The sequence below is a fragment of the Bradyrhizobium genosp. A genome, from assembly GCF_049949275.1.
GTDB lineage: Bacteria > Pseudomonadota > Alphaproteobacteria > Rhizobiales > Xanthobacteraceae > Bradyrhizobium.
This window is the reverse complement of record NZ_CP188196.1, coordinates 6,890,014-6,914,941: the sequence shown is the minus strand read 5'-3', so window position 1 is coordinate 6,914,941 and position 24,928 is coordinate 6,890,014. Positions and strand designations below refer to the sequence as shown.

Below are 24,928 nucleotides of genomic sequence, written 5' to 3'. Positions count from 1 at the left end.
GCCGCGCCGGCGCGGATCGGAAAAACTGTTTCTCGGCAATGACTTTGGTCTGCCAACGCGGTGCAACAAATGGTAATGCTTTGGTCTGATACTGAGGTATAAGTCTCCCGATCAATCGTCCGCACAGAGTGGGTTCGGATGCGCCTCGCATGAAGATTCTGGTTGTTGACGATCACGTCCTGATCCGCGAGGCACTGCGCGGTGTGTTTATGGAGCTGCAGGTCGATGCGGCCGTTCTGGAAGCCCCGGATTGCAATCTGGCCCTGCGGCTGATCGAGCGGCATGCCGACGTCGATCTCGTGGTGATCGATCTCGGTCTGCCGGATCGCGATGGCTTCAGCTTGCTCGCCGAGTTGCGCGAGCGTGATCCGCTGCTGCCGATCGTCGTGCTGTCGGCCCTCAATGACCGAGCGAGCGTCATGAAGGCCCTTGATCTCGGGGCGCTCGGCTTCATTCCAAAGAACGGCCGGCGCGAAATCATGCTCAATGCCCTTCGGATCGTGCTGGCCGGCGGCATGTATATTCCACCGGAGGCGCTGGCGCTCGGGGATGCTGCTCCGGTGGCTCCGGCACGATCCGCTGCGCAGCGGCCGTCGAGCTTGCCTGCGGAGCTCAACTTGAGCGAACGGCAGATCGAGGTGCTGGGCCTCATGATGCGCGGCAAGAGCAACAAGGCGATCTGCCGGGCGCTCGCGCTGGCCGAGCCAACGGTGAAATACCATGTCACCTCCATCCTCAAGGCGTTGAAGGTGACCAATCGCACAGAAGCCGTGATGACGGTGCTGGAGCGAGGTTGGGAGCCGCCGCAGACCGCAATCGATGGATCGCTGCCGCGTCGCCTATGATTACGCGTCGACGGACGCCGGGCTTCTCAGAAGTCGATTGAGCATCAGGCGAAGCTTCATCGGGGGTACCGGCTTGTGCAGCAGCTGAAAGCCGCTGGCTCTAGCCTCATGCAAAGCTTCCGGCGAGGTATCCCCGCTCATCAGGAACGCTGGCACGGACTGGCCGAAACGATCGCGCAATCGGGCGATCACCTCATAGCCGGTCGCTCCGTTCGCAAGATGATAATCGGAGATGATGATGTCGGGCACCCGTTCGTCGGCGGCAAAGCGAGCCAGTGCCTGTTCGCAGGTGGCTGCGGTCGCGACGCGACAGCCCCAGCTCGCGAGCAGTCCACCGAGGCTCTCCAGGTTCACGGTGTCATCATCGATGACGAGCGCTACTTTGCCACCCAGCAGGTCCGGACCGGCCTGCGGAACGCTGAGCGGCGGCGCGATCTCGGACCGGCGGGGCGCCAGCGGAACGAAGATCGAAAAGCGAGAGCCTTTGCCCGGCGTCGAGGCCAGCTCGACCCTGTGACCAAGCAAGCGGCATAGCCGGTCGACGATGGCAAGGCCGAGGCCGAGCCCTCGCTGCCGATCCTGCTGCGGCCCGTCGAGCTGGGTGAACTCGCCGAAGATATCGCGCTGCCGATCCTTCGGTATCCCGGGTCCGCTGTCGCAGACCTCGATACACAACTCGTCGCCGCGCCGCCGGCAGCCGATGACGACCCTCCCGTCGGCTGCGAAGCGCACCGCATTTGACACCAGGTTTTGCAGGATTCTCTCGAGCAAAATGATATCGCTCCGCACCCAAAGGCTGCTCTTGACCACGCGCAACCACAATCCTTTTGTGCGCGCGGCAGCCGCGAAGGTCGCATCCATTCGCTCGAGCAGATGGCTTGCCGGAAATTCCGTCACATTGGGGACAAGCACACCGGCGTCCAGCTTGGAAATATCGAGCAGTGCTGCAAACAGCTCATTCATATTCACGACCGCGCCATCGATCCGCTCGACGAGCTGGCGCCCCGCGTTCGACGGCACATGCCCGCGCAACTGCCCGACGAACAGGCCCAGGGCGTGCAGGGGTTGCCGCAGGTCGTGGCTCGCCACCGCAATGAAGCGGGATTTGGCCAGGTTGGCGAGCTCCAGCTCGCGCGTGCGCTCGTCGACCTTCCGTTCGAGCGTCGTATAGGACTCCTGGAGCTGCGTTGCCATGCTGTTGAACTGCGCGCCCAGAATTTCGAACTCGTCACCCGAGTTGAGCGCAAGCCGCTGGCTCAGGTCTCCGCTGCCGATCCGCGCTGCGCCTGCGACCAGCGCTCGGATGGGCACGACCATCCTGCGTGCCAGCAACAGGCCGGCGAGCGAGGCGAGAATCAGCGCCGCGACCAGCACAAGGCCCGTTCGCCAGAGCGCCGCATGCAGCGGCGCCAGGGCTTCCTCGACCGGCGTCTCGACGAACACGCGCCAACCCAGCGGCGCAATCAAGGCGTCGGCGGCCAATACGGGCCGGCCGTTGATGTCCACCGTTGTCGTCTGGTCTTGGGGCAGGGCGGTCGATTTCCCGGCGAACGCGGCGCGCACGTGAGGAAGCTGCGAGAAATCGACGCGGCTCAGGACCGGGATCAGGTCCGAGTGCGCAATCAGCCGGCCGCTGGCGTCGACCACATAGGCCCGGCCGCTCGCCCCGAGCTTGAGCCGTGAGATCACGTCTCGAATGAACTTGAGGTTGACTGTGACGACGCTGACCCCGGCATCGCGGCGCACGCCAGCCAGCGCGAGCGTCATGTAAGGTTCGGACCCGACGCGGAAATCGACGGGTCCGTAATAGACCTTGCTCGAAACGGCGCCAACGAAGGGCGTTCCGCCCGAGAGATCGGCGAGGCTGTTGACGACGTCGGGGGCTACCCGCGAAACGCGCAATCGCTCCCGACCCGACGCATCGATCTTGGTGAACTCCATGATCGGCGGTTCCTGGTGCAGCAGCCGCACCAGATCGAAGCGCCACTCGTCGAGCTTGCTGTCGTCCCACGCCAGGTTGGCGACCCACCCGAGCTGGCTTTCGATTTCCGTGACAAATTGGCCGATTTTCGCGGCGGCGGCGTCCGCCTGTTCCTGCTGAACGCGGATGCTCATCGCAGTGTAGTCGCGAATCGAAAACCGAAGCTGGAAGAGATCGTTGCAGACCAGGGCCAGACACACGACGGTCACGAAGAACGCGACATATTTGAGAAGCAGCCTGCCGCGAACCCTTCGCGGTCCGCCTTCCTGTATCGCGGCGGGGCCGCCGCGGTGGAGGAAAGTCACTCGATCACCTCGTCGGCCCGCGAGAGCGTGATCCGGGGCAGCGTCAGGCCGAGGGACTTCACGGTCTTCAGGTTGATGACGAACCGGAATCTCTCAGGCCGCAGCACTGGCAGCTCGGCCGGCTTCTCGCCCTTGAGAATGCGGCCGGTATAGACGCCGACCTGGCGATACTGGTCGAATTCGTCCGGCCCATAGCTCATCAACCCGCCGGCTTCAGCATTTTCGCGCTCGAAGTAGATGGCGGGTAGCGCAAGGCGCGCTGCGTAAGCGGCAAGCTCGACGCGGCGGTTGAGAAACAGGGTGGCGGGCGTGACCAGCAGCGCATCGACGTGCTTTTCGGGAAGGCTCGCAAAGGCCGCGTCGATATCGCCATCGGTCCTCGCATAGAGAACTTCGATCTGCCGCCCGGTCTCGCCGGCTAACCTTTGCGCCTGGCTTACAGTGGATTCGGCAGACGCGCTGTTCGGATTGACGAGCACGGCGATACGCCTGGCCGTTGGCAGGGCCTCGACCAGAAGCTCGAACCGCTTTGCCAGGAGCTCGTGGTTCATCGAGGCGACACCCGTGATGTTGCCGCCGGGCCGGCTGAAGCTAGCGACGATACCAAGTCGAACGGGATCGCCCGCGGTGCTGAACACGATCGGAATGGTCGTGGTTGCGGCCTTTGCGTCGACCGCCGCCGGCACGCTTCCCGGTGTCGCGATCACGGCCACGTGGCGGCTGACGAGGTTAGCCACAAGGTCCGGCAGGCGCGCGCGATCGTTTCGCGCCCAGCGGTATTCAATCGTGACATTTCGTCCCTCGACGAAGCCGATCTCGCCCAACCCTTCGAGGAATGCCTTCACGGCGTTGACGCTCACCTCGGGCGTGCCGGCAGTGAGATAACCAACCACGGGTACAGGCGACTGTTGCGAATGCACGGCAAGCGGCCATGCCAATATGCTGCCGAGCAGAGTGATAAGTTCGCGCCGCCTCATTCGATCATGGTATCCGGTCCGGCCAAAGCGCAGGATACCTCGGCGCAAAGTGTGAGAAAAGGACGATATCACGCTCCGACAATTGCGATCCACTCACGTTCGAGATGGATCAGACGCCAGCGTTCCCATTGCGGGGATTACAGTGACAGTGCACTAAACTCCCGAGCCTGCAGGCGCAGGCTGTCCGCGGGGCTGATGCCGGTTTTCCGAAAGATCATGCACACAAACAAAAGCCTAAAGCGATGGCGTTTCGACTTGATCCCATCGCGCTGTAGGTCGCAGCCGCAAGACGTCTCGCCAAAACTCTGGCTCCCGGCATTGCTATCCTGATCGGAGCGAGCGGCTGTCGCCGCCCTTTCCTTGCCGTCCCAATCGGTCGACATCTCGCCGGAAGATGCCACTTGCCAGCGACAATCGGGGCCGCCACAATCTAAATTGCCGCGACGCCAATTCATCATCCTGGTTGTCGCCGGCTTCTGGTCCTGGGGGCAGTCGAAGTCGATGGTGGGACAGGCAGTCATGAACCGCTGGCGGGCCGTGCGGTCGGTTGGCGCTCGCGCGGCATTGGCCGCGACCTTGATCGTTTCCGCGCAGCCGGTGCTGGCGCTCTCCTTCTCGTGCAACAGCCCGAACATTCAGCAGAGCTTCACGACCAGCGCGCCCCCTGGCATGACCAGCGGCGCGATCCAGTCCTTTGCCGTGCCGTCGAGCCAGGTGACGATCTACGCCGCGGGGGCGCAGGGTGGCGTCGGCGACAATGGCGGCGGCGCCGGCGCTGAGGTCGCGGCGACCTTCCCGATCACCGCGGGCCAGACGTTGTGCGTGGTGGTCGGCGTGCAGGGCGGCTCTTTCCAGAACGGCGCTGGCGGCGGTGGTGGCGGCTCTTTCGTCTATGCGATCACGAGCGGCACCTGCGCGTCCAACCTCGCACAGGTCAGGACCGACATCGCTCCCAACCTGCTGATCGCCGCGGCCGGCGGCGGGGGCAGCGGCACCGGCGACGCCGGGCTCGGCGGCAACGCGCCGACCGGCGCTGGTCCGGCGGGCGCTGCGGCCGGCGGCACGGGCGGTGACAGCGGTGCTGCCGGCGGCACCGGCGGCACCGGCGGCGGCGCCGTGGTCAACAGCGGTGGCGGCGGCGGGCTGTCGACCAACGGCGCCACGGCGAATGGCGTGCCTGGCGGCTTCGCGCTGATCAACGGCGCCGGTGGTGGCCCGAGCGGCAGTTTCGCGAATGGCGGCTTCGGCGGCGGCGGCGCGGCAGCGGCGACCGGCGGCGGCGGCGGCGGATACAATGGTGGGGGTGCCGGCGGCACCAGCGTGCTGATCGGCGGCGGCGCGGGCGGCGGCTCGTTCAGCGCTGCGGCACCGCTCAGCCCCTATACGCAGAGCGGCGTGCAGACGGGCAACGGCGCGGTCAATTTCTGCTTTGCCCCTGGTACACCGACCAAGACCTTCGTGAGCTCCTCGTTCAATCCGAGCACGTTCGGCCAGTCGGTCACCTTCACCGCGGTCGTCACCGGTCGCGGCGGCACGCCGGACGGCACCGTCACCTTCATGGACGGTGCGACGGCGCTCGGCACCGGCACGCTGGCATCGAGCATCGCGACCTTTACCACGGCGGCGCTGGCTGTTGGCAGCCATTCGATCACTGCGGTCTACGGCGGCCACGGCACGTTTGCCGGGAGCACCTCGGCGCTGACGCAGACGGTCCGCTCGGCGCGCTGAATCGATGAGCCGCTCCTTCATGTCCGCCCGGCCGTGTCATGCGCATGGCGCGCGTATCGATGTTGCTGACCCGCAACAGATTGGCTGATTCGGCGATCGCACTCCCAACTCTTCTCGTCAGGCGTGCAGTCAATGCGCTACACGACCAAGGTCCCGCCACGGAGACGCGATATGGCAAATATCGGCGAGCGCCGATCGAGGCCTCGGATCCATACCTCCGGCGCGCTAGCCTCGCGCATCGTGTGCGTGATCGGCCTCGCTGCGGCGGGCGGGCTTATGTCGAACGCGGCGGCTCTTGCCGCCTGCGCGCCGGCGACCGGTGTCGGCACCCCGTCGAACGCCACCGTCACGTGCAGCGGAAGCACGACCAACCAGGATTCCCCTGCAGGCTACGGTACCGGCGACCAGGACAACAACGCGGTCAACGTGCTGGCCAACGCCAGCGTGACCGGCGACATCTGGGGCTTCATGCTGGGCGCCGGCAACACCGTCAATCTGGCGGCCGGCGCGTCGGTCAGCGGCGACTTCATCGGGATGCAGTTCGGCCCCGGCACGACGACGCTGGTCAACAGCGGGACCGTCGCGGGCAATGGCAATATCATCCCGGTGGCCAATGGAATCGTCGTGTCGAGTGGGACGCTGGTCGTCAGCAACGCCGGCGTGATAACCGGCACTTCCGGATCGGTGCCGGGGGACGCGGTGGGGATCAACGCCAGCGGCGCCGATGTGATCGTGAGCGCCAACAGCGGGAGTATCACGGCCAACGCCACCGGATCGTCGGCCATCGCCCTCCAGGCCGATAACGTCACCATTGCCGCCAACAGCGGGAGTATCACGGCGAACGCCAACGGGCAGACGGCGATCGCGATCAACGTCAGCGGCAGTCTCGCGATCATCAGCAATTCGGGAACGATCGCCGCCACCGGCACCAATTCGTTTGAGACGACCGGCATCAATGTGTTGGGCAGCCTGACGATATCCTCCAACACCGGCCTGATTTCCGGCGCCAGCAACGCCATCGTGGCCAACACGGCCACGATCACCAACAATGCGGGCGGCACGATCGCCGGAGGCACCGGCATCTTTTTGTTCCCTGGCCACGGCCCCTCCGACATCTTCAACGCCGGCACCATCACGGGATCCGGCGGTACCGCCATTCAGTTCTCGACCGGCTCGGTGGGGAACTCGCTGACCTTGGCGCCCGGCTTCGCCATCAACGGCAAGGTGCTCGGGGCCGGCGCCGACGTCCTTCAGCTCGCCGGGACCGGCAGCGGCACGTTCGATGTCGGCAGCATCGGCGCCGGCCAGCAGTACCAGGGCTTCTCCACGTTCAACAAGGTCAGCGCCTCGACCTGGACGATAACCGGCACCGGCAATCAGGCATGGACCGTCGCCGGTGGCACCTTCCTGGTCGACGGCACGATCGGCGGCGCCGTGAACGTGACGGCAGGAACGCTCGCCGGCGTCGGCGCGGTCGGTGCGACCACCATCAATAGCGGCGGCGTGCTCGCGCCCGGATCAGGCATCGCCGGTACGTCGCTGACGATTGCTGGAAATCTCGCCTTCGCGTCCGGCGCGATGTATCTCGTGCAGCTCAACCAATCGGGCGCAAGCTTCGCCAATGTCACCGGCACGGCAACGCTCGGTGGAACCGTGCTGCCGGTGTTCACTTCGGCCACCCTCAAAAGGCAGTACGACATTCTGCATTCGGCTGGTTTGGGCGGCACCACCTTCTCGGGCGTGAATCCGACCGGCCTGCCGCCTGGCTTCGCCGCCAGTCTGAGCTACAGCAGTACCGATGCGTTCCTCAACTTGACGGTCAACCTCGGCGCGGGCGGAGGATTGAGCATCAATCAGCAGCATGTCGCAACGAGCATCAATAACTTCTTCAATTCCGGCGGCACGCTGCCGCAGAGCTATCTGCCGTTGTTCGCGCTTTCGGGATCCGCACTCGGTGGTGCGCTGGGCCAGCTCTCCGGCGAAAGTGCCGTTGGCTCACAGCAGACGACGTTCCAGGCCATGACGCAGTTCATGGGCCTCTTGACCGACCCCTTCATGGCCCGGGGGAACGCCATCAACGGCTCAAACTCGCCGACGGGTTATGCCGAAGAGGATGACGCCGCCAGCGCCTATGCGGAGAAGAAGCGGCTTGGGGCCGGGCGCGACGCCTACGCCATGTTCACCAAGGCGCCGCTTGCCAACGTCTACGAGCCGCGCTGGAGCGTGTGGGCATCGGCCTTCGGGGGAACGCAGACCACCGACGGAAATGCAGCCGTTGGCTCGAACAGCACAACTAGCCGCATCGCCGGCACCGCCGTGGGCGCCGACTACCTGTTCTCGCCGAACACGTTGGCCGGCTTCGCGCTCGCCGGCGGCGGGACGAGTTTCAGTGTCAACAATCTCGGCAGCGGCCGTTCCGACCTGTTCCAGGCCGGCGCTTACCTGCGCCATACCAACGGCGCAGCCTACATCACCGCCGCGCTCGCCTATGGATGGCAGGACATCACCACCAACCGCACCGTGACGATCGCGGGCTTTGACCAATTGCGCGCCGAGTTCAACGCGAATGCGTGGTCCGGGCGGCTTGAGGGCGGCTATCGCTTTGTGGCGCCGTTCACCGGCGGCATCGGCTTCACGCCTTACGCCGCCGCGCAGTTCACCACCTTCGATCTGCCGGCCTATGCCGAAAGCGTCGTGACCGGTACGCCGAACTTCGCGCTCAGTTATGGCGCGAGGAGTGTCACCGATGCGCGCAGCGAATTGGGCTTCCGCACCGACAAGTCCTTCGCCATGGCCAATGGTGTGCTGACACTGCGCAGCCGTTTCGCCTGGGCGCATGACTACGATCCCGACCGCTCGATCGCTGCGACCTTCCAGGCGCTGCCGGGGGCGTCCTTTGCCGTCAACGGCCCGGCGCAAGCCAGTGACTCCGCGCTCACCACCGCTTCTGCCGAAATGAAATGGATGAACGGGTGGTCGGCTGCGGCGACGTTCGAAGGCGAGTTTTCGAACGTAACGAGCAGCTACGCCGGAAAGGGTGTGGTCCGATATCAGTGGTGAGCGAATGCTTCCACTGTCGGCCCATGGCGGCGAATTTGCGAGAGGTCCAGACGTAGCAGCCCCGGCCGTCGCAGCCAAACGCGCCACATGGAATTACGGTGACGCTGACACCTATGTCCATCTCGCCAAGACCTTTGCCTAGCACCGTCACCGCAACCCCCAAATTCATCGACCGGTACCATCTGCGTCGCTCAGGGTTTTGAGAAACGCGACGACGTCATCGATCTCGCTCGCCGACAACGCCGGCTGGTCCGCAGGGCGCGCGCCGAAGGGCGGTTCGCTGTTGATGTTGCGGTGGTATTGCACGGGCACGTCGTCGTACTTGCGCACCTTGCCGTTCGCGTCGCGCGGATACCATTTGTCCGGATTGGTGTCGCGTTCGACGTAGAACGCGACAGCCTCGTGCAGGCTGTGCACCCTTCCGTTGTGGAAGAATGTCTTGCGTCGTGCGACGTTGCGCAGCGACGGCGTCCGGAACAGGCCGCAGAATTCGCCGCGACCGGCAAGATCGGAACGCAGCGGCCCGCAGGCGCCGAGATCATAATAGTTCGGGTCGGCATTGGCCGCGATGTTGCGGTTGCGCGGAACGCCGATGGCGATCAGCCCGTAATCGGTGAATTGCGGCGGTGTTCCGTCATTCCCGGGTGCACTGCGATGGCAGCTCGCGCAATTGCCTTTGGCCGGATCGTTGAACAGGGCAAGCCCGCGCATTTCCTGCGGCGATAGTTGCGCGCGGCCGGCAAGGTAGGCGTCGTACCGGCTGCTGTATGGATAGAATTCCGCGGCGTTCTGCTGGTAGACTTCGAGGGCCTCGACCACACCGGCGAAGGCCCGCTCGGAATCATCGAAAATCGCATCGCCGAAAATCCTGCGCATGTCGTCCGAGTAGCCGGCCTTGCGCACCTTCGCGACGACGAAGGCGGCTGCGTCATTTGCCATTTCGAACGGTGACAGCAGCGGCACGCGAGCCTGATCGCGGCGGCGGTCGACCCGGCCGTCCCAGGTCAGTCCGCCGGTCGGGCCATTGTCGACGCTTGCGTCGCCCTCATCGTCGGATTCATAGTAGTGCTCGGCGAATTGCGGCACGGCCTGCAGATATTTCAGCGACGGCACGGCGCGCAGACCAGCCTCGCGCATGGTCTTGCCGCCCAGTTGGACGTCGCGGTCGTCGGGCGGGCCATAGGCAAACTGCGGATCGTGACATGTGGCGCAGGCGAGATGCCCGGATGCGGACAGGGACGGGTCGGCAAACAGCTTGCGGCCGAGCGCGTCAAGCGCCGCTGCCCGGGCATAGGCCTCCGGGCGGCTCAGGCCGGCACTTCCGTTCTGCGCCGCAGTGCGGGCGACGGCGAGGCTGACGGCACCTAACAGGACGAGAAGCAGAGCTCGTCCAACGGCATACGCACTCATTCATCGTTCTCTGGCGCTGTCGCAAGTGCGCGTTGAAAGGACGGGATTGACGCTGGCGAGCTCGGCCTAAGCAGGCTCCAGCGGCGGTACTCCGATGGTTCGTTACCTCAACGCCTCGCGTTCATCCAGCCGCCACATAATCCCGATTTAATGTTGTGTTGCTGGTTGCTTGTGACCTGAGATAAAGATCGCACACCGCCGGTCAAATTGTCCATCGAGGGGATACCGTGAGGACCGCTATTCATTTGGCCTTGCTGGCAGGCGCTTTCATCCTGGCTGATGAGGTGCGCGCGCAGGCGCCAGGGCCGGACATCGCCAAGCCTGACATCGCCAAGATCGAAACCGTCGTGGTGATCTATGCGGAGAACCGCAGCTTCGACAATCTGTACGGATCATTCCCGGGCGCCAACGGGCTGGCGAACGCCACACCTGCCAATTCGACCCAGGTCGATCGCGACGGGTCCGTGTTGAAGGAATTGCCGCCAGTCTGGGATGGGTTGACAGCCAAGGGCGTCACGCCGGTCGTGACGCAGGCGCAGACCGAGCACTTGCCGAACAAGCCGTTTGCGATCGACGATCCAAATGGCTTCAACACGCCGCTTGGCGTCACCACCCACGACCTCTGGCATGTCTTCTACCAAAACCAGATGCAGATCCATGGCGGCAAGAACGACCGTTTCGTGGCCTACGCGGACTCCGGCGCCTTGGTGATGGGTCACTATGACGGCTCAAAGCTGCCGCTTTGGGACGTCGCGAAACGATACGTGCTCGCCGACAACTTCTTCCAGGGGGCGTTCGGCGGCTCGTTCCTCAATCATTTCCAATTGGTGTGCGCGTGCACGCCGGTCTATCCGAATGCCGACAAGAGCCCGGCCCAGAAGCTGATTGCCGCGGTCGATCCTGATGGCGTGTCGCTGACGCTCGCGCCCAATTCGCCGGGATCGGCGATCGACGGTATCCCAAAGTTCGTCAACAACGGCGCCATTTCGCCGGACTTCTACGCCGTGAATACGATGCAGCCGCCCTATCAGCCGAGCAACAACATGCCGGCAAAGAATGGCGACCCGCGCTTTGCCGATCCGGACGCGCCCAACACGCTGCCGCCCCAGCGTGACATCACCATCGGCGATCTATTGAGCCTCAAGGGCGTGAGCTGGGCCTGGTACGCCGGCGCCTGGCAGGATGCGGTTGACGGCGGCCGCGGCAAGCCGGTGCCGAATTTCCAATTCCATCATCAGACGTTCAACTACTTCGCCCAGTTTGCACCGGGCACGCCGGCGCGCGCCGATCACCTCAAGGACGGCGGCATGAACGGGGCCGAATTCATCAAGGCCATTGATGCCGGTACGCTGCCGCAGGTCGCCTTTTACAAGCCACAGGGCAATCTCAATGAGCACGCCGGCTATACCGATGTGATGTCGGGAGATCAGCATATCGCCGATGTGATCGCCCATCTGGAAAAAAGTCCGCAATGGCCGCACATGCTCGTGCTCGTCACCTATGACGAGAATGGCGGGTTCTGGGATCATGTCGCCCCGCCGAAGGCTGATCGCTGGGGCCCTGGATCGCGCGTCCCGGCGCTGATCGTCTCGCCTTTCGCCAAGAAAGCTTATGTCGATCACACCCAGTACGATTCGACGTCCGCTTTGCGCTTCATCACCCGGCGATTCGACCTGCCCGTCCTGCCAGGACTGGTGGCGCGCGATGCCGCGCTCAACGCGAACGGCCGTCCGGCCATGGGCGATCTGACCGCGGCGCTGACGTTCTGACCAGGCGCCCGCGCTCGCCGCGAATCACGGTCCGCTGCGCGGACATAGCCGGCTGTTGATCTAGGGCTGTTGAAGGTCGGCTGGGGGAATGACAGCGCCGGGCCTTTCGTGCGGTTGAAACTCGGGAGACAGACGATCCGGCCCTGGGAACGGAATGATGTTCGGCGTCGATTCAGCGGGCAGCGGAAATGCGGACTTTTGTTTCGGTATCAGCGACGCCCCGCCATAGAGCAGGCCGATGGCAACCAGCCAGCTGCCGAGGATACGCGCTGGAATTGGAAACCAGGTGCGCCAGAACGTCCGCACGGTCAGCGAGATGGCCACGACGATCCAAAACCCGACGACCACTCCCGCCAGAGGGATTGCAACATCGTGGAGGCTCGGGTCCGTCACCGCGATTGCGATCGCCAGCATGCATCCGGCGAGCGCAGCGGCGATGAGCAAAAACCATGAGCGGAGTCGCGCAGTGGGCAGCACAAGTGCGACGCCCACGGTGACACTGGAAATTGGCCCGGTTAGGAAGTGGTGGCTGGTTGCCCGCGGAATTGCCGCCAACACCGAAAGCAACCAATCCTTACCGAAGAAGCCGACAGCTACGCCGCCACCAAACAGCGCAAGTGCTCCGAGGCTGTAACGACGGTCCACCAGTGCGAGGGCAGCGCCGAGTCCGATCAGCGGGAGTACCCGCTCAGGTGCGAGCGCACTCGATAAGATCCACCATATGAGCGTGCTGCGTCCCGCAGCGGGGGTCAGTGCCATCGCCCCCGCCACAAGCAATCCGAGCACGGCCAGAGCCGGGCCACTCCATTTTCCCGCGGTGGAGACGTTCATGCGACGGAGAGTGCTGGGACAAGGAAGTAGACCCCGCCGAGGCCGATCAGCACCCCAAGCCCGCGACCCAGGCGCCCCCCGAGCGGCTTGCTGAGTCCTAATCCAACGACGATACCAAAGATGTGGATCAGGCCCGTCGCGAGGACGAAGCCAATGATGTAGTCGGCAGGATCGGCCGCAAACGGCAACTCGGCTCCGTGCGCGTATCCATGGCAGATTGCAAAAACCGCTATCAAACAAAGCGCCATCCATTCCGCTGGATGCCAGGCAAAAGTGATTGCCAAGCCGAGCGCGAGAATCGAGAGCGCGATGCCGATCTCCACGCCAGGAAGCGGCAGGCCGAACATTCCGGCAGCACCTCCGGCAACCATGATCAGCGGGAACGTCACCGGCAAGGTCCAAACCGGCCGACCGCCCATCTGGGCGCCCCACAGGCCGACGGCGAACATCGCAAGAAAATGATCTGGCCCCGTGAGCGGATGTGCAAACCCGCTTCCGAAGCCGCCTGAGCCTGTCGCGGTGATGTGGGCTGTTGCGGAATTCGGCAGCATGCAGCAACCAACAGCAATTGCTGCAACGGCTCTACATCGATTCAAGTGCACATATTTCAACGATGGTTCCGCTCGCGAAATACCTCGGAGAAAAATACTATCAGCGGGCCATGATTGTCGCAATTGTCGCCGTGCGGACGAGGCACGTGCGACGACGAGTTGATCTGCTTCAGGCCGCCATTTGAACTTTCGGGCGTCAGCCATAGTGCCGCGATCGGACATGACGCACCGGTCAATTCCCTTGAATAGGAACAAATCATCAAGCCGATTGCCGGCTGCGGGGAACGGAATGTTGGCGAACTCGTTCAAGCAGAACACCCCAGGATGGGCACGGTTTCGGCGCGCCTGAAGGTGCTGCTGCAGGTCACATCTGGTCAAACGTCGGCGCGAGGGCAAGAACGCGATTGCTCCGATCGCCGAGGCCCATGTGTTCAACTCGTCAAGAACGCCATCGCCCACGCTGGGGAACACCACTGACTTAAGCAAAGGAGTCGAAATGACCAGCTGCAATCTTCCGCATCACTCAAACCACGATCACGCCCATGGACCCCACTGCGGCCACGTTGCCATCCGACACGGCGACCATCTGGATTACCTCCATGATGGCCATCTTCATCATCCGCATGGCGATCACGTGGACGAACATGCAATCGAAGTGAGCGGCAAGAACCCGGATCGATGCACGCCCGACCATCGATGTGGCGGACATGATGCCGCCCACGTTCATGGACCCGGCTGCGGTCACGAGGCTGTTCCACATGGCGATCATGTCGATTATCTCGTCGCCGGCCATCTGCACCATCCGCACGGCGATCACTGCGATGACCACGGTCCGGTGGAGGTCGTTCGAAATTGAGATTTGACGCCACAACGGCGACCTGAGCATCGATTACGCGATTGCGGTGACACCCATTAGCCGAATCCGCTCGGCGACCGGCGCGCCAATCCTCGCTGCGATCCAGCGAGCACCTGGGGCCGAGCACCTGGGGCAACGCTGCGTTGTCAGGAATCGCTAAGGATGCGGACAAGCTCCACTTCGAGCTTCAGGCCGGGTGATTGTTTTGCGAAGCCCGTGCAGGATGTGGATGAGCCATCGACCGAGCGGCCTGACACGACGATGTCGATCTCATCCAATCCAAAGACACCGGGCGGCCCTGGCGCCACGCGTCGGGCAGAAAGACTGGCTTTGAAGTGCTCGCCCTGCTGCGTCCAGACCCCCGCATAGGCAAACGTGGAATCGCCGCCGCCGAGTTTTCCGTCAGGGCCGAACTCGACCACGCCAGCGCCTTCGCCGACGGGCGTCTTGAACCAAACGGAGTATTTGCCCGGGGTGATCACCAAAGCCCACCATATCGACGGGTATCCAGACAGAGTTGAGCCAGATCAAAATGGCTATCGCGTGGCGGACGCGTGCCCCGCGGCGTATAGAACCTCAGGCCAAACGGACATCCGCTGCGCGGTATCTCCCGAGCTACCCACCCTAAGTGCGGTGACGGTGCACCAAATCTCGATCCCGCAAAGCGCGCTATCGCAATGTCGGTCTAGGACAATTTCGTGCACTGTCACCGAAACGGGGAGCCCGCAGTCACTGCAACTCATGTTCCCCTGAATACGATGTGGAATTGATCCGCAGCGTTCCCGGAAACGCGATTGAAATCCTTTGTTGGCTCGCGCAATCGCGAACAGCGCAGGCGGAACGAATTACGGTGACAGTGCACGAAACTCCCGGGTCACCTTTCGCAGGCCGGAGGCGGGTTGGGCTCGGAAAAGCACGTGTCGTTATTGCCCCACGTTTGGCTCTCGCAGAGCGCCAACAACTGGAGACACATTTTCGGAATATCGGGGGCATTCCCATAGATGGCGATACAGCTCGTGCCGCAGGCGGAGTTTCCCCCGCACCGCCAACCACACTGCCACAGCTTGCTCGCGCTCGACGACCGCACGAACTTGATCGCTGGCAGGTCTGCGGCTCGCGCTGTCGAGCCTGCTTGAAAAACACACAAGATGATAGCAGCGACGATGGCAATGAACCTGAGTCTCAGCATTGTCGGCCTTCTGGCGCCGCATTACGAGACAGTGCACGAAACTCCACGGTCGTTGCAAAGGCCTTAGAGGCGGCTGAGCAACTCGGCCTTTTTTGACTCGTATTCGCTATCCGTAAGGATGGACTTTTTGTGCAATTCGGCGAGCTTTTCGATCAGCGAAACGATCTCGTCGTGCTGGGCGGGCGGCGGGCTCACATGGTTCGGTGGCGAACTCGCCATTGTCGGTGGCGGCGCTGGCATCGGCGCCGGCGCGCTCTGCGCGGCCTGCACCGAAGGATCGGGTTGGCTGGCATAGGGCTGCTGCGGGGCGGCGCCCGTGTTCATGCCCGTATTCACCGGGTTGATCCGCGGCAGGTCCGCGACGCGCACCAGCCCGAACTGACTGGTGAAGGTAATCGACTGATCGCCACTCTGCTGTTGCGAAAAACCGCCGATCTGGTGCTGGCCCGTATCATAAACCGACACCTGACCATTGATGTCGACGGCCAGCCGCCGCGCCGCGGGAAAGTAGGCATAGCGCAGGTTGTTTTGACCGCCGGTCGAACCAGCCATGCCCAGATCGGCCGGCCACCAATTGCTCGATGCATTGGGCACGAAAAGGCTCGAGCCGGTGCCGCCGTAGCCGCTGCCTTGCTGCTGGTGGCTGCCTCCGGTCTGGCCCTGCCAGCCGCCGCCCTGGGATTGGCTCTGGCTTTGGGCGGGCATATGGAACAGCGGCTGTCCCTGGATGTGGCTGGCCAACTCCTGGCACAGCGAATCGACGCGGCCCTTGAGGTAGTTATTGAACATGTCGCCGATCATGATCATCCCGCCCATCGACCATTGGCCCATGCCGCCGAATTCAGGATGATTGAATTGGGCCTGGTTGCCGTATCCGGCCGAAACCGCCAGAAGCATGCACAGCACGGCGTCACTCGAAAAACCGTGCCGACGCGCCACATCATCGACGATCCGCCGACCTTCATCCGTCAACTGTTGCATGAGCTACCCTTACCTGGACGCGCGTTCGTCGCCGAACTGGGAGACCAGCAGGACCTATCACACCCTCGACACCTCCGATAGGAGCATCGGGGCAAACTCGGAAGTCGCCTTCGGTCATGCCCTTCCGTGCAGCACGGTCGCTGCCGAACTATTTGAGCCCTGCCGCTAAAAGCACCACCACCGGCAACGTCACCGCCGCCAGCAGCGTCCCCAGCGCCACCGCGCCCGACACCGGATTCACCAGCCGCTGATACTGAACCGCGAAGATGTACGCGTTGGCGCCGGTCGGCATGGCCGCGAACAGCACGACGACGCCTGTCACCATCGGCGGCAGGTTCAGCAGTTTGGCCAGCACGAACGCCACCGCCGGCATCGCCAGCAGCTTTAACGTGCTCATTGCGACGACGCTCAGCATCTCGCCCTTCACCTCGAAACGGAACAGAGTGATGCCGAGCGCGATCAGGGCGGCCGGCGAGCCCGCCTGCGCGAGCAGCTCGACCGTCTTGTCGACGACGGGATTGAGGCCGAGGCCGGTGAAACGCCAGACCACGCCAAAGCCGATCGCGAGCATCAGCGGATTGCGCGCGAGATCTGCGAGCACAGGCCGCATCACCGCGAGCGGCGAGCCCGTCCGCTTGCGGCTGACCAGCTCCATCTGCAAAATGCCGCAGAGCCAGAGCAGCGGCGTGTTCACCGACAGGATCAGCGACATCGGGCCCGCGGCCTCGTTGCCGAGCGCCGAGAGCACGAGCGGAATGCCGAGCATCACGATGTTGCCGTAGACCGAGCCGATCGCGAACACGACGCCGTCCTCGCGGTCCTCGCGCCGTGCGCGCAACAACGCCGAGATCGCCAGCGCCGCGATCCACATGAGGGCGAGCGCGCCGTAATAGGCGCCCCACATCCGCCACGGGCTGACATCGGGGAATTCCGAGACGACGATAGTGCGGAATAAGAGCGCGGGGATCGCGATGCTGAAGGCGAATTCGGAGATGCCCTTGTGCGCGCCCTCGGAGACGAAGCGAAACAGCACCGACGCATAGCCGGCCGCGATCAGCGCAAACACCGGCGCGACGATCAACATTGTGGCCATGCGGTCCTCCCCTCACGGGGAGATTGGGCCGACCACCCCACGCGCGTCTCGATCCTGCCATCATGCCGGTGTTTTGCCCGACGCGTCAAAGGAAATTCGTAAAATCCGCAAAACGTGCGAAAATTCGCGAGGCGGCCCAAGGCCCTGGCTACTGTGCATGGGGTTGTTTTCGCGGGTTTGGCCAGGGACGCCTCAGATTCGGCCTGCATGGTTCGAGACGCACGCTTTGGCGGGCTCCTCACCATGAGGGTCTGACACCTCGCCGCAAAACGAGACCTCATCCTGAGGGCCCGCCGCAGGCGGGCGTCTCGAAGGATGGCCGCAGGCGTCCGGCCGTTCCGGGCCTGGACCCGCCTGTTGCCGAGAGCGCACAGCTCCCGGTTTTCACCCCTGGCCTCGTTGCCAACGAACGCCCGTTCACCCACTATCTCTCCGACTCGACATTTTGGGGGGATCGATGCCGGTATCTCGCGTCAGGACATCCTTGGCTGCTGCAAGCCTCTCGCTGGCGCTCGCCGTTCTGGTCCAGCCGGGCACAGGCTTCGCCTACACGCCGGAGGAGCAGCAGGCCTGCACGCCGGATGCGATGAATTTGTGCGGCGAGTTCATTCCGAACGTCGATGCCATCACCGCCTGCATGATCCGGAAGAAGGCGCAGCTGTCGCCGCAATGCGCGGTGTTCTTCCGCCGCGGCCCCGAGCCGGGCGAGGTCCGCGCCGGTGCGCCCACCAACATCAAGCCCGTGGTGGCCAAGAAGACCAAGCCGAAGGCCAAGAAGAAAAAGACCGCCGACGGCTAGGCGTTCCATCCCGCGTTCCTCTCGTGAAACTCCGTCACGCCCCCTCGCGACAAAATGACTTAGGGGCCGATCAGCCACGCGACAGCTACCGGACTCGTTTTGTTCGCGCATCTCGCGCGCAGGCATGCTGCAATTGCGGTTACGTTCGATAATTGAAGGCCGCGCGAAGATTTGCTCGGCAGGGTTGTAGTCCGAATTTTCCCGCATGATTGCCTGGAAAGCACGCGATTGCCCGCGTGAACAGCGATTCATGACGGTTTGTGTCTGTCGTCGCATGCAGCAGTGTGACTCAAAAGCCAACACGCTTTGTTATTTCGTGACTATGACACAACTCCAGACAAATTTTTCTTTCACGAATCAGCGCGGTGATTCATTTTCGCGGCCTGGGGTCAATCTGGAGGCCAGAGGTATGAACGTTATTGTTTTTGCATCGCGTAAAGGCGGCTCGGGCAAGAGTACCCTGGCGGCACATCTCGCTGCGCAGATCAAGGCGAGCAAGCAGGTGATGCTTGTGGATGCGGATCCGCAAGGCTCGCTCACGCTGTGGCACAAGCTGCGTGGCACCAACGAGCCGCCGATCAAGTCGGCCGTGAACTCGGTCAGCGGCATCGTCTCCGCTGCCAAGCGCGACGGTTATGAATGGGTGCTGATCGACACGCCGCCGAATCTCTCGGCCGTGGTCGACGACGCCATCAAGAACGCGACCATGGTGGTCATTCCGGCACGTCCCGGCGTGTTCGACGTCAACGCGGTGCAGGAAACCATCCAGATGTGCCGCGCGGCGCGCAAGCCCTATGCGGTCGTGCTCAACGGTGCCCCGGCGCGTCGCGACGAGTCCGAAAGCCCGATCGTCACCATCGCCCGCGAGGCGCTGGCCAAGTTCCGCGCTCCGGTGTGGGGCGGTCAGATCACCAATCGTTCGGACTTGTTGATGGCCCTCAGCCACGGCGAAGGCGCGCGTGAGTATCAGGCCGAGAGCCGTGCAGCTCAGGAAATTGCAAGGCTGTGGGCGGCTATCGAGCGATCAGTGAAAGCTATTCGCGGCACGGCGTCGGCTTCCGGCGCAATGCACAAGCAGGCGGCATAATTTCATCAATCATTTCCCCGGACGACAAACGCGCGGCGCCCCGCGCGTTTTGCGTTTCTCGGACTGATGGTGAAGCTACGCGATCATCAGCATGTAGAACACGATGACCGGCGACAGTGTCAGGATCACCGACCAGATGCCGATGGCCCAGATGATGTCCTCGGTGGAAAAGCCCTGCTGTCCGGCGCCGTAATGCGACGCCGCATCATTCTGATTGTTCAAGATCGCCCCCGCGATTTCTTCGCTTATGGGCTGAACGATACGCCGGATGTTTTAAGATTCCGGGCCGCTGCCACGCTCGCATTTTGAGCGCATTTGCGACCTCGGCTTAACCATGCAAGCGGTCTCTCGCCATCAGGCGAGCCAGACCCGAAACAGCAGCACCGGCATCAGCCCGAGCATCACGGCCCAGAAGCCGAACGACGACACCATCAGAATTCCCTGCAAAAGATCGGCAGGCGCGAAGTTTTCCGCCACGGTCGGGCGAACGTGTTGCCCCATGGTCATTCCCCCTGTTTGAAGATTTTACGGCGGAACGATAGGCGCCATTGCGTAAACGAGCCGTGGATGCGCCGTGCGGCAGGTGCGAACGTGTTCGTGCAGCGTTAACCACGGGCGCGCGCTCTCACTCCCTCTCCCCGTTCTTACGGGGAGAGGGTGGGGTGAGGGGCCGTCTCCGCAGACACACCGAGAGTTGGACTCGTGAGGGCTACGCCGCGACTTTCACCCGTCGCTCGATCTCGCGATCGAGTTGGGCTGCGAGCTCGCTGCTCACCTCCACCATCGGCAGGCGCACCTCGGGGCTGTCGATCAGGCCGCTTCGCCATAACCAATACTTCGCCGGCGCGGGGCTCGGTTCCGTGAAGAGCAGCCGCGTCAGCTCCGCGACCTCCTGCCAGCGCGCCAGCGCCGCATCCTGGTTGCCGCTCTTCAGCTCGGCATGCACGGCGGCGAAGGTTGCGGTCTCGAGATGGGCGGACAGCAAAATGCCGCCGTCGGCGCCGTCGCTGAGCGCCTCGAAATAGTTGGCGTCCTCGCCGGTCAGCACGTGAAAGCCCTTCGGCCTGTCGCGCAAGAGTGCGATCGACTGCTCATGGCTCGCGCCGCAATCCTTCAGCCCGATGATGTTGGGATGCTCGGCGAGCCGCAGCATGGTCTGGTTGGTGATGCCGACGGCGCAGCGATAGGGAATGTTGTAGAGCGCGAGCGGCCAGGCGGCGTGATCGGCCAGCGCCTCGAAATGCGCGAGGATGCCGCGCTGCGACGGCCGCACGTAATAAGGGCTCGCGATCAGATAGAAGTCGATCGGCCAGTCCGCGGTCTCGTCTAACCGATCCTTCATCCTTGAGGTGTCCGCACCCGATAGGCCAAGCCCGATCGGCAACGTACGGCGGCCGGCCGCCATCTCGTCGCGGACGATGGCGACGAGACGCTCGAGCTCGGCGTCGCGCAGCGTCATGCCTTCGCCCGAGGTCGCCCCCAGGATGAAACCGTCGACCGCCTGTGTGCAATAGTGACGCGTCAGCCGCCGCAGCGACACCTCGTCGAGACGGCCGCCGCGAAACGGCGTCACCAGCGGCAGCCAGAGCCCATGCATATGGGTTCGCAAATCAGTCATGTTTTATCTCCTTCTCAAAGATCAACCTGAGACGGAGGGCACATGAAAAAACCCCGTCCAGGCGGCGGGGTTTTCGGGATTTGCTTGCGATGACGAAGCGTTGTTAGCGCGCGCAAAAATCCGCGGTCCCCGGATGGGGGCCTTTTTTCGAGACGATTGCGCACGACTTCGTGATCATTTGGAAATGATGCGGGGTATGCCCGAAACTGTCAATACACGCGGAGGGCGAATGCCGAATTGGACAGAAAAAAAGCCGGACCCAGAGGGCCCGGCTTAGGCATTGGCCACGTGAGGCCGACACAATCACCTTCCAAGAGGGATTACTGAACTCCCGCGCCACTGGAGGAGGGGGACAAATGCGCAACGCGAAGGCTCAGCGTGCAAGCAGTATGGGCTTGACGAGCGGTATGCAGCAACAGCCGAGGCCGCATGTCAGTCATGCGGAAATCAGGACGGCCAGCGCTGCGCCTTGCTCACCACGAAGTCGCGGAACACCTGCACGCGTGCAACCGTCTTCAGCTCCTCCGGATAGACGAAATACGTATCGAGCTGGATCGAATCCGATTCGCCGAACAGTTGTACGAGGCGGCTCTGTTCTTCGATCAGATAATCCGGCAGCGCCGCGATACCGAGGCCCTGCTGACAGGCGCGCACGAGGCCGAGGATGTTGTTCACCCTGAAATAGGCCTCGCGCGGACCACTGCCGTTGCGGCCCGCTTCGACCAGCCAGTTGCGGTTCTGAAGATGCGGCGCGAAGTTGCCGTCGGAGAGCGTGATGATGCGATGCGAGTCGAGCTCCTCCAGCGTCCGCGGCGTGCCGAAGCGCTTGATGTAATCCGGCGAGCAATAGGCGTGGAAGCCCATCGCGAAGAGCTTGCGCTGGATGAGATCCGGCTGCGTCGGCTTGCGGGTGCGGATCGCAACGTCGGCCTCGCGCATCGACAGGTCCAGCTCCTCGTCGGTGACGATCAGCGAGATCCGGATCTCCGGATAGAGCGCGGTGAATTCGCCGAGCCGCGGGATCAGCCAGTTGATGCCGACACCGGGCGTGGTGGTGATCTTGAGATCGCCGCTTGGCCGCTCGCGGCTGTCGGTCAGTTTCGCGCGCGCCGCCTGCAGCTGCATGAACACGTCATGCGCGGTGCGGAACAGCAGGTCGCCCTGCTCGGTGAGGATCAGGCCACGGGCGTGGCGGTGGAACAGCGAGACCGAGAGCTCCTGCTCCAGTGCCGAGACCTGGCGTGACACCGCCGATTGCGACAGGCCGAGCTGCTCTCCCGCATGCGTGAAGCTACCCGCCTCCGCCGCCGCGTGAAACACCTTCAGCTTGTCCCAATCCATGTCCGTAAATCCGTCGCGTGTTCGAGGCATGATCGTTATTCCGCTGCCGCGCGCTCGCTGGCGCGCAGGGCCAAGAAACGTTCGGCCTCAAGGGCTGCCATGCAGCCAAGGCCGGCGGCCGTCACGGCCTGGCGGTAGGTTTCGTCAGCGACGTCGCCGGCGGCGAACAGGCCGGGCACGGAGGTCGCGGTCGAGTTCGGGGCGACCTCGACATAGCCCGACGGTTTCAGCCTGATCTGGCCTTTCACGAGCTCGGTTGCGGGTGCGTGGCCGATGGCGACGAACACGCCGTCGGTCTTCACGTCCGTTAGCGCGCCGGTCTTGACGTTCTTCAGGCGCACATGGGTGACCTTGTTCGGGTTCTCGGTGCCGCAGATCTCGTCAACGGCGGAGTCCCAGACCACCTTGATCTTCGGGTGCTTGAACAGCCGCTCCTGCAGGATACGCTCGGCGCGGAAGTGATCGCGGCGATGCACGATGGTGACCTCGGAGGCATGGTTGGTCAGGTAAAGGGCCTCCTCGACCGCGGTATTGCCGCCGCCGACCACCACGACGTCCTTGTTGCGGTAGAAGAAGCCGTCGCAGGTGGCGCAGGCCGACACGCCGCCGCCCTGGAATTTCGTCTCGGACGGCAGCCCGAGCCAGCGCGCTTGCGCGCCGGTCGCGAGGATCACGGTTTCGGCGAGGTAGACGTCGCCCGAGTCGCAGGTGAGGCGAAACGGCCGCCGCCCGGTCTCCAGCTTGGTGACCAGGTCGGTGACGATCCTGGTGCCGACATGGACTGCCTGCTTCTCCATCTGTTCCATGAGCCAGGGGCCCTGGATCACGTCGGCGAAGCCCGGATAGTTCTCGACATCGGTGGTGATGGTAAGCTGGCCGCCCGCCTGCATGCCCTGGATCAGGATCGGCTCGAGCATCGCGCGCGCGGCGTAGATCGCCGCGGAGTAGCCGGCGGGGCCGGAGCCAATGATGACGACCTTTGCATGAACAGGAGCGGACATATTTGCGGACGCCTTTCACGGGGGATCTGCAGCGCGGGCGCGGAACGTGCCGGGAGGCCTCGCGGTGGCGCTGAAATATCAGAGCTAATCTAAGCGTTCTGGTGAGCTATGCAAGAATTGCATTCCCAATAGGCGGATTTTTCCAACAAGGAACAAAAGTCGGCTGGGGCGAACGCGCAATAAAATTGCGCAAACCTGCGGGACTCGGCTATGAGGATTGCATCAGACCCACCCGATACCGCCATGAAGGCCAGGAGTTCCAATCACGTGTCGCGGAACCTTGACGAGATCGACCTGAAAATCCTCACCGAGATCCAGGCCGACGGTCGAATCACCAATGTCGAGCTTGCCAAACGGGTCGGTATTTCGCCCCCACCCTGCCTGCGCCGGGTCCGGGCGCTGGAGGAGGAGGGCTACATCCACGGCTACCGCGGACTGCTGGATGCGCGAAAGCTCGGCTTCGACGTCACGGTGTTTGCCGCGGTGCACCTCTCCAGCCAGGCGGAGGCTGATTTGCGCGCCTTCGAGGAATTCGTCCGCGCCGAGCCGCTGGTGCGGGAGTGTTGGATGCTGTCCGGCGAGGTCGATTTCATCCTGAAATGCGTCGCGCCCGACATGGCGACCTTCCAGGATTTCGTGACGCACCTGACCGCCGCGCCCCACGTCCGCAACGTGCGGACCTCGCTGGTGCTGCATAATTCGAAGTATGAGGCAGCCGTGCCGCTCGATGTGAAGGGGCGAAGGTAACGCCTCTTCCGTCATTGCGAGCGCGCGGGTTCACCTCAGGCTTAGCAATAAGGCCGCGCTGAGCGCGGCGCTTTCAGAACGTCATCAACTCGCAACGGCAGATGGCTACCGCCACTCCACCTTGGTGATCTCATACGCCTTGGCGCCGCCGGGGGCGTTGACCTCGACGGTCGAGCCCTTTTTCTTGCCGATCAGCGCGCGCGCCAGCGGCGAGGTGATGGAGATGCGGCCTTTCTTGGCGTCGGCCTCGACCTCGCCGACGATCTGCCATACCGCCTTCTTCTCAGTGTCCTCGTCGACCAGCGTCACGGTGGCGCCGAACTTGATGGTGTCGCCGGAGAGTTTTGAGATGTCGATGATGTCGGCGCGCGCGAGCTTGTCCTCGAGCTCGGCGATGCGGCCCTCATTGTGGGACTGCTCTTCCTTCGCGGCATGGTATTCCGCGTTCTCCGAGAGGTCGCCGTGCGAGCGTGCCTCAGCAATGTGCTCGATAATGCGCGGACGGTCCTCGGACTGGCGCTTCTTCAACTCTTCCCCGAGCGCAGCAAAGCCGCCCGCTGTCATCGGAACCTTTTCCATCTCTTCTCTCGTCCTTCGATCGCGCGCCCCACGAAAGTAGAGGGCGCGGCAACCTTGATTCGTCAGTATGTCCCGGGGCTGAACATGCCGCCGCCGGAGCGTTATGTGGGTCTGGCGCCGGAACAGAACAACCGCAATGGCCGGACAGTTCCTCCGGACAATGTGGCTTCATTGCCAATC

The 24,928-nt window shown here is 63.5% G+C and carries 24 protein-coding genes; 8 read left to right on the top strand and 16 right to left on the bottom strand.

The features are described 5' to 3' along the window. Positions 1-149: 149 nt before the first annotated feature. A complete protein-coding gene (locus tag ACP2YP_RS32495) occupies positions 150-845 on the top strand; it encodes a response regulator (RefSeq protein ID WP_426420280.1) in 696 nt (231 codons plus the stop codon). On the opposite strand, the gene ACP2YP_RS32490 is transcribed toward ACP2YP_RS32495, so the two are convergent. From ACP2YP_RS32490 to ACP2YP_RS32480, 3 genes are all read right to left on the bottom strand, one after another. Next, a complete protein-coding gene (locus tag ACP2YP_RS32490) occupies positions 846-3,035 on the bottom strand; it encodes a hybrid sensor histidine kinase/response regulator (RefSeq protein ID WP_426420279.1) in 2,190 nt (729 codons plus the stop codon). 92 nt (positions 3,036-3,127) lie between these two features. Then, complete coding sequence (locus tag ACP2YP_RS32485; protein WP_426420278.1) at positions 3,128-4,108, bottom strand: ABC transporter substrate-binding protein; 981 nt, start codon at positions 4,106-4,108, stop codon at positions 3,128-3,130. A gap of 137 nt (positions 4,109-4,245) precedes the next feature. Further along, on the bottom strand, positions 4,246-4,743 hold the full coding sequence (locus ACP2YP_RS32480) for a hypothetical protein (protein ID WP_426420277.1): 498 nt from the start codon (positions 4,741-4,743) through the stop codon (positions 4,246-4,248). A gap of 34 nt (positions 4,744-4,777) precedes the next feature. Between ACP2YP_RS32480 and ACP2YP_RS32475 the strand changes: the two genes are divergently transcribed. From ACP2YP_RS32475 to ACP2YP_RS32465, 3 genes are all read left to right on the top strand, one after another. Then, positions 4,778-5,836: an Ig-like domain-containing protein gene (locus ACP2YP_RS32475; protein WP_426420276.1), complete on the top strand. Its 1,059-nt coding sequence runs from the start codon at positions 4,778-4,780 to the stop codon at positions 5,834-5,836. Positions 5,837-6,007: 171 nt separating this feature from the next. Next, positions 6,008-8,896: an autotransporter outer membrane beta-barrel domain-containing protein gene (locus tag ACP2YP_RS32470; RefSeq protein ID WP_426420275.1), complete on the top strand. Its 2,889-nt coding sequence runs from the start codon at positions 6,008-6,010 to the stop codon at positions 8,894-8,896. A gap of 4 nt (positions 8,897-8,900) precedes the next feature. After that, the gene (locus ACP2YP_RS32465; RefSeq protein WP_426420274.1) at positions 8,901-9,038 is read left to right on the top strand and encodes a hypothetical protein; all 138 of its coding nucleotides are present in this window, start codon (positions 8,901-8,903) and stop codon (positions 9,036-9,038) included. A gap of 23 nt (positions 9,039-9,061) precedes the next feature. Here ACP2YP_RS32465 and ACP2YP_RS32460 read toward each other — a convergent pair whose 3' ends face one another. Continuing rightward, positions 9,062-10,306, bottom strand: coding sequence for a cytochrome-c peroxidase (locus ACP2YP_RS32460; RefSeq protein WP_426420273.1), 1,245 nt, complete (start codon positions 10,304-10,306; stop codon positions 9,062-9,064). A 272-nt stretch (positions 10,307-10,578) separates the two neighbouring features. Between ACP2YP_RS32460 and ACP2YP_RS32455 the strand changes: the two genes are divergently transcribed. Continuing rightward, positions 10,579-12,075 carry an acid phosphatase gene (locus ACP2YP_RS32455; RefSeq protein WP_426426332.1) on the top strand — a complete coding sequence of 499 codons (1,497 nt, stop codon included), beginning with the start codon at positions 10,579-10,581 and terminating at the stop codon, positions 12,073-12,075. 60 nt (positions 12,076-12,135) lie between these two features. On the opposite strand, the gene ACP2YP_RS32450 is transcribed toward ACP2YP_RS32455, so the two are convergent. The 6 genes from ACP2YP_RS32450 to ACP2YP_RS32425 all read right to left on the bottom strand — a co-directional run bounded on the left by ACP2YP_RS32450 (position 12,136) and on the right by ACP2YP_RS32425 (position 17,576). Next, positions 12,136-12,906, bottom strand: a complete 771-nt coding sequence (locus tag ACP2YP_RS32450; RefSeq protein WP_426420272.1) for a hypothetical protein — start codon at positions 12,904-12,906, stop codon at positions 12,136-12,138. Further along, positions 12,903-13,766 carry a HupE/UreJ family protein gene (locus tag ACP2YP_RS32445; RefSeq protein WP_426420271.1) on the bottom strand — a complete coding sequence of 288 codons (864 nt, stop codon included), beginning with the start codon at positions 13,764-13,766 and terminating at the stop codon, positions 12,903-12,905. The genes ACP2YP_RS32450 and ACP2YP_RS32445 overlap by 4 nt, the downstream gene beginning before the upstream one ends. 214 nt (positions 13,767-13,980) lie before the next feature. Next, a complete protein-coding gene (locus ACP2YP_RS32440) occupies positions 13,981-14,286 on the bottom strand; it encodes a hypothetical protein (RefSeq protein ID WP_426420270.1) in 306 nt (101 codons plus the stop codon). A gap of 173 nt (positions 14,287-14,459) precedes the next feature. Beyond that, the gene (locus tag ACP2YP_RS32435) at positions 14,460-14,735 is read right to left on the bottom strand and encodes a hypothetical protein (protein WP_426420269.1); all 276 of its coding nucleotides are present in this window, start codon (positions 14,733-14,735) and stop codon (positions 14,460-14,462) included. An 830-nt stretch (positions 14,736-15,565) separates the two neighbouring features. Continuing rightward, on the bottom strand, positions 15,566-16,483 hold the full coding sequence (locus ACP2YP_RS32430; protein ID WP_426420268.1) for an SHOCT domain-containing protein: 918 nt from the start codon (positions 16,481-16,483) through the stop codon (positions 15,566-15,568). A gap of 148 nt (positions 16,484-16,631) precedes the next feature. Next, entirely contained in the window at positions 16,632-17,576 is a 945-nt protein-coding gene (locus ACP2YP_RS32425; protein WP_426420267.1) for an AEC family transporter, read from the bottom strand. A gap of 457 nt (positions 17,577-18,033) precedes the next feature. Here ACP2YP_RS32425 and ACP2YP_RS32420 point away from each other — a divergent pair, with 457 nt between their 5' ends. Further along, a complete protein-coding gene (locus ACP2YP_RS32420) occupies positions 18,034-18,375 on the top strand; it encodes a hypothetical protein (RefSeq protein WP_426420266.1) in 342 nt (113 codons plus the stop codon). A gap of 409 nt (positions 18,376-18,784) precedes the next feature. Then, the gene (locus tag ACP2YP_RS32415) at positions 18,785-19,462 is read left to right on the top strand and encodes a ParA family protein (protein ID WP_094972989.1); all 678 of its coding nucleotides are present in this window, start codon (positions 18,785-18,787) and stop codon (positions 19,460-19,462) included. A gap of 75 nt (positions 19,463-19,537) precedes the next feature. Here ACP2YP_RS32415 and ACP2YP_RS32410 read toward each other — a convergent pair whose 3' ends face one another. The 5 genes from ACP2YP_RS32410 to trxB form a co-directional block, all read right to left on the bottom strand. Continuing rightward, positions 19,538-19,684 carry a hypothetical protein gene (locus ACP2YP_RS32410; protein ID WP_426420265.1) on the bottom strand — a complete coding sequence of 49 codons (147 nt, stop codon included), beginning with the start codon at positions 19,682-19,684 and terminating at the stop codon, positions 19,538-19,540. Between the two features lie 132 nt (positions 19,685-19,816). After that, positions 19,817-19,963 (bottom strand): hypothetical protein, encoded by a 147-nt coding sequence (locus ACP2YP_RS32405; protein ID WP_426420264.1) that lies wholly within the window; start codon positions 19,961-19,963, stop codon positions 19,817-19,819. Between the two features lie 208 nt (positions 19,964-20,171). Further along, entirely contained in the window at positions 20,172-21,080 is a 909-nt protein-coding gene (locus ACP2YP_RS32400) for a 4-hydroxy-tetrahydrodipicolinate synthase family protein (RefSeq protein ID WP_426420263.1), read from the bottom strand. Between the two features lie 447 nt (positions 21,081-21,527). After that, positions 21,528-22,451 (bottom strand): LysR family transcriptional regulator, encoded by a 924-nt coding sequence (locus tag ACP2YP_RS32395; protein WP_027534296.1) that lies wholly within the window; start codon positions 22,449-22,451, stop codon positions 21,528-21,530. Positions 22,452-22,456: 5 nt separating this feature from the next. Continuing rightward, complete coding sequence (gene trxB, locus ACP2YP_RS32390; RefSeq protein WP_426420262.1) at positions 22,457-23,422, bottom strand: thioredoxin-disulfide reductase; 966 nt, start codon at positions 23,420-23,422, stop codon at positions 22,457-22,459. Positions 23,423-23,689: 267 nt separating this feature from the next. Between trxB and ACP2YP_RS32385 the strand changes: the two genes are divergently transcribed. Continuing rightward, entirely contained in the window at positions 23,690-24,169 is a 480-nt protein-coding gene (locus tag ACP2YP_RS32385) for an Lrp/AsnC family transcriptional regulator (RefSeq protein ID WP_027547667.1), read from the top strand. Between the two features lie 105 nt (positions 24,170-24,274). Here ACP2YP_RS32385 and greA read toward each other — a convergent pair whose 3' ends face one another. Next, positions 24,275-24,748: a transcription elongation factor GreA gene (greA, locus tag ACP2YP_RS32380; RefSeq protein WP_027534300.1), complete on the bottom strand. Its 474-nt coding sequence runs from the start codon at positions 24,746-24,748 to the stop codon at positions 24,275-24,277. Positions 24,749-24,928 lie beyond the last annotated feature (180 nt).

Coding starts and splice junctions, on each gene's coding strand:
- ACP2YP_RS32495 (WP_426420280.1), top strand. CDS start 150: ATGAAGATTCTGGTTGTTGACGATCACGTCCTGATCCGCGAGGCACTG.
- ACP2YP_RS32485 (WP_426420278.1), bottom strand. CDS start 4,108: ATGAGGCGGCGCGAACTTATCACTCTGCTCGGCAGCATATTGGCATGG.
- ACP2YP_RS32480 (WP_426420277.1), bottom strand. CDS start 4,743: ATGTTCGGGCTGTTGCACGAGAAGGAGAGCGCCAGCACCGGCTGCGCG.
- ACP2YP_RS32475 (WP_426420276.1), top strand. CDS start 4,778: ATGACCAGCGGCGCGATCCAGTCCTTTGCCGTGCCGTCGAGCCAGGTG.
- ACP2YP_RS32470 (WP_426420275.1), top strand. CDS start 6,008: ATGGCAAATATCGGCGAGCGCCGATCGAGGCCTCGGATCCATACCTCC.
- ACP2YP_RS32465 (WP_426420274.1), top strand. CDS start 8,901: ATGCTTCCACTGTCGGCCCATGGCGGCGAATTTGCGAGAGGTCCAGAC.
- ACP2YP_RS32460 (WP_426420273.1), bottom strand. CDS start 10,306: ATGAGTGCGTATGCCGTTGGACGAGCTCTGCTTCTCGTCCTGTTAGGT.
- ACP2YP_RS32450 (WP_426420272.1), bottom strand. CDS start 12,906: ATGAACGTCTCCACCGCGGGAAAATGGAGTGGCCCGGCTCTGGCCGTG.
- ACP2YP_RS32430 (WP_426420268.1), bottom strand. CDS start 16,483: ATGCAACAGTTGACGGATGAAGGTCGGCGGATCGTCGATGATGTGGCG.
- ACP2YP_RS32425 (WP_426420267.1), bottom strand. CDS start 17,576: ATGGCCACAATGTTGATCGTCGCGCCGGTGTTTGCGCTGATCGCGGCC.
- ACP2YP_RS32420 (WP_426420266.1), top strand. CDS start 18,034: ATGCCGGTATCTCGCGTCAGGACATCCTTGGCTGCTGCAAGCCTCTCG.
- ACP2YP_RS32415 (WP_094972989.1), top strand. CDS start 18,785: ATGAACGTTATTGTTTTTGCATCGCGTAAAGGCGGCTCGGGCAAGAGT.
- ACP2YP_RS32405 (WP_426420264.1), bottom strand. CDS start 19,963: ATGGGGCAACACGTTCGCCCGACCGTGGCGGAAAACTTCGCGCCTGCC.
- ACP2YP_RS32400 (WP_426420263.1), bottom strand. CDS start 21,080: ATGACTGATTTGCGAACCCATATGCATGGGCTCTGGCTGCCGCTGGTG.
- ACP2YP_RS32395 (WP_027534296.1), bottom strand. CDS start 22,451: ATGCCTCGAACACGCGACGGATTTACGGACATGGATTGGGACAAGCTG.
- trxB (WP_426420262.1), bottom strand. CDS start 23,422: ATGTCCGCTCCTGTTCATGCAAAGGTCGTCATCATTGGCTCCGGCCCC.
- greA (WP_027534300.1), bottom strand. CDS start 24,748: ATGGAAAAGGTTCCGATGACAGCGGGCGGCTTTGCTGCGCTCGGGGAA.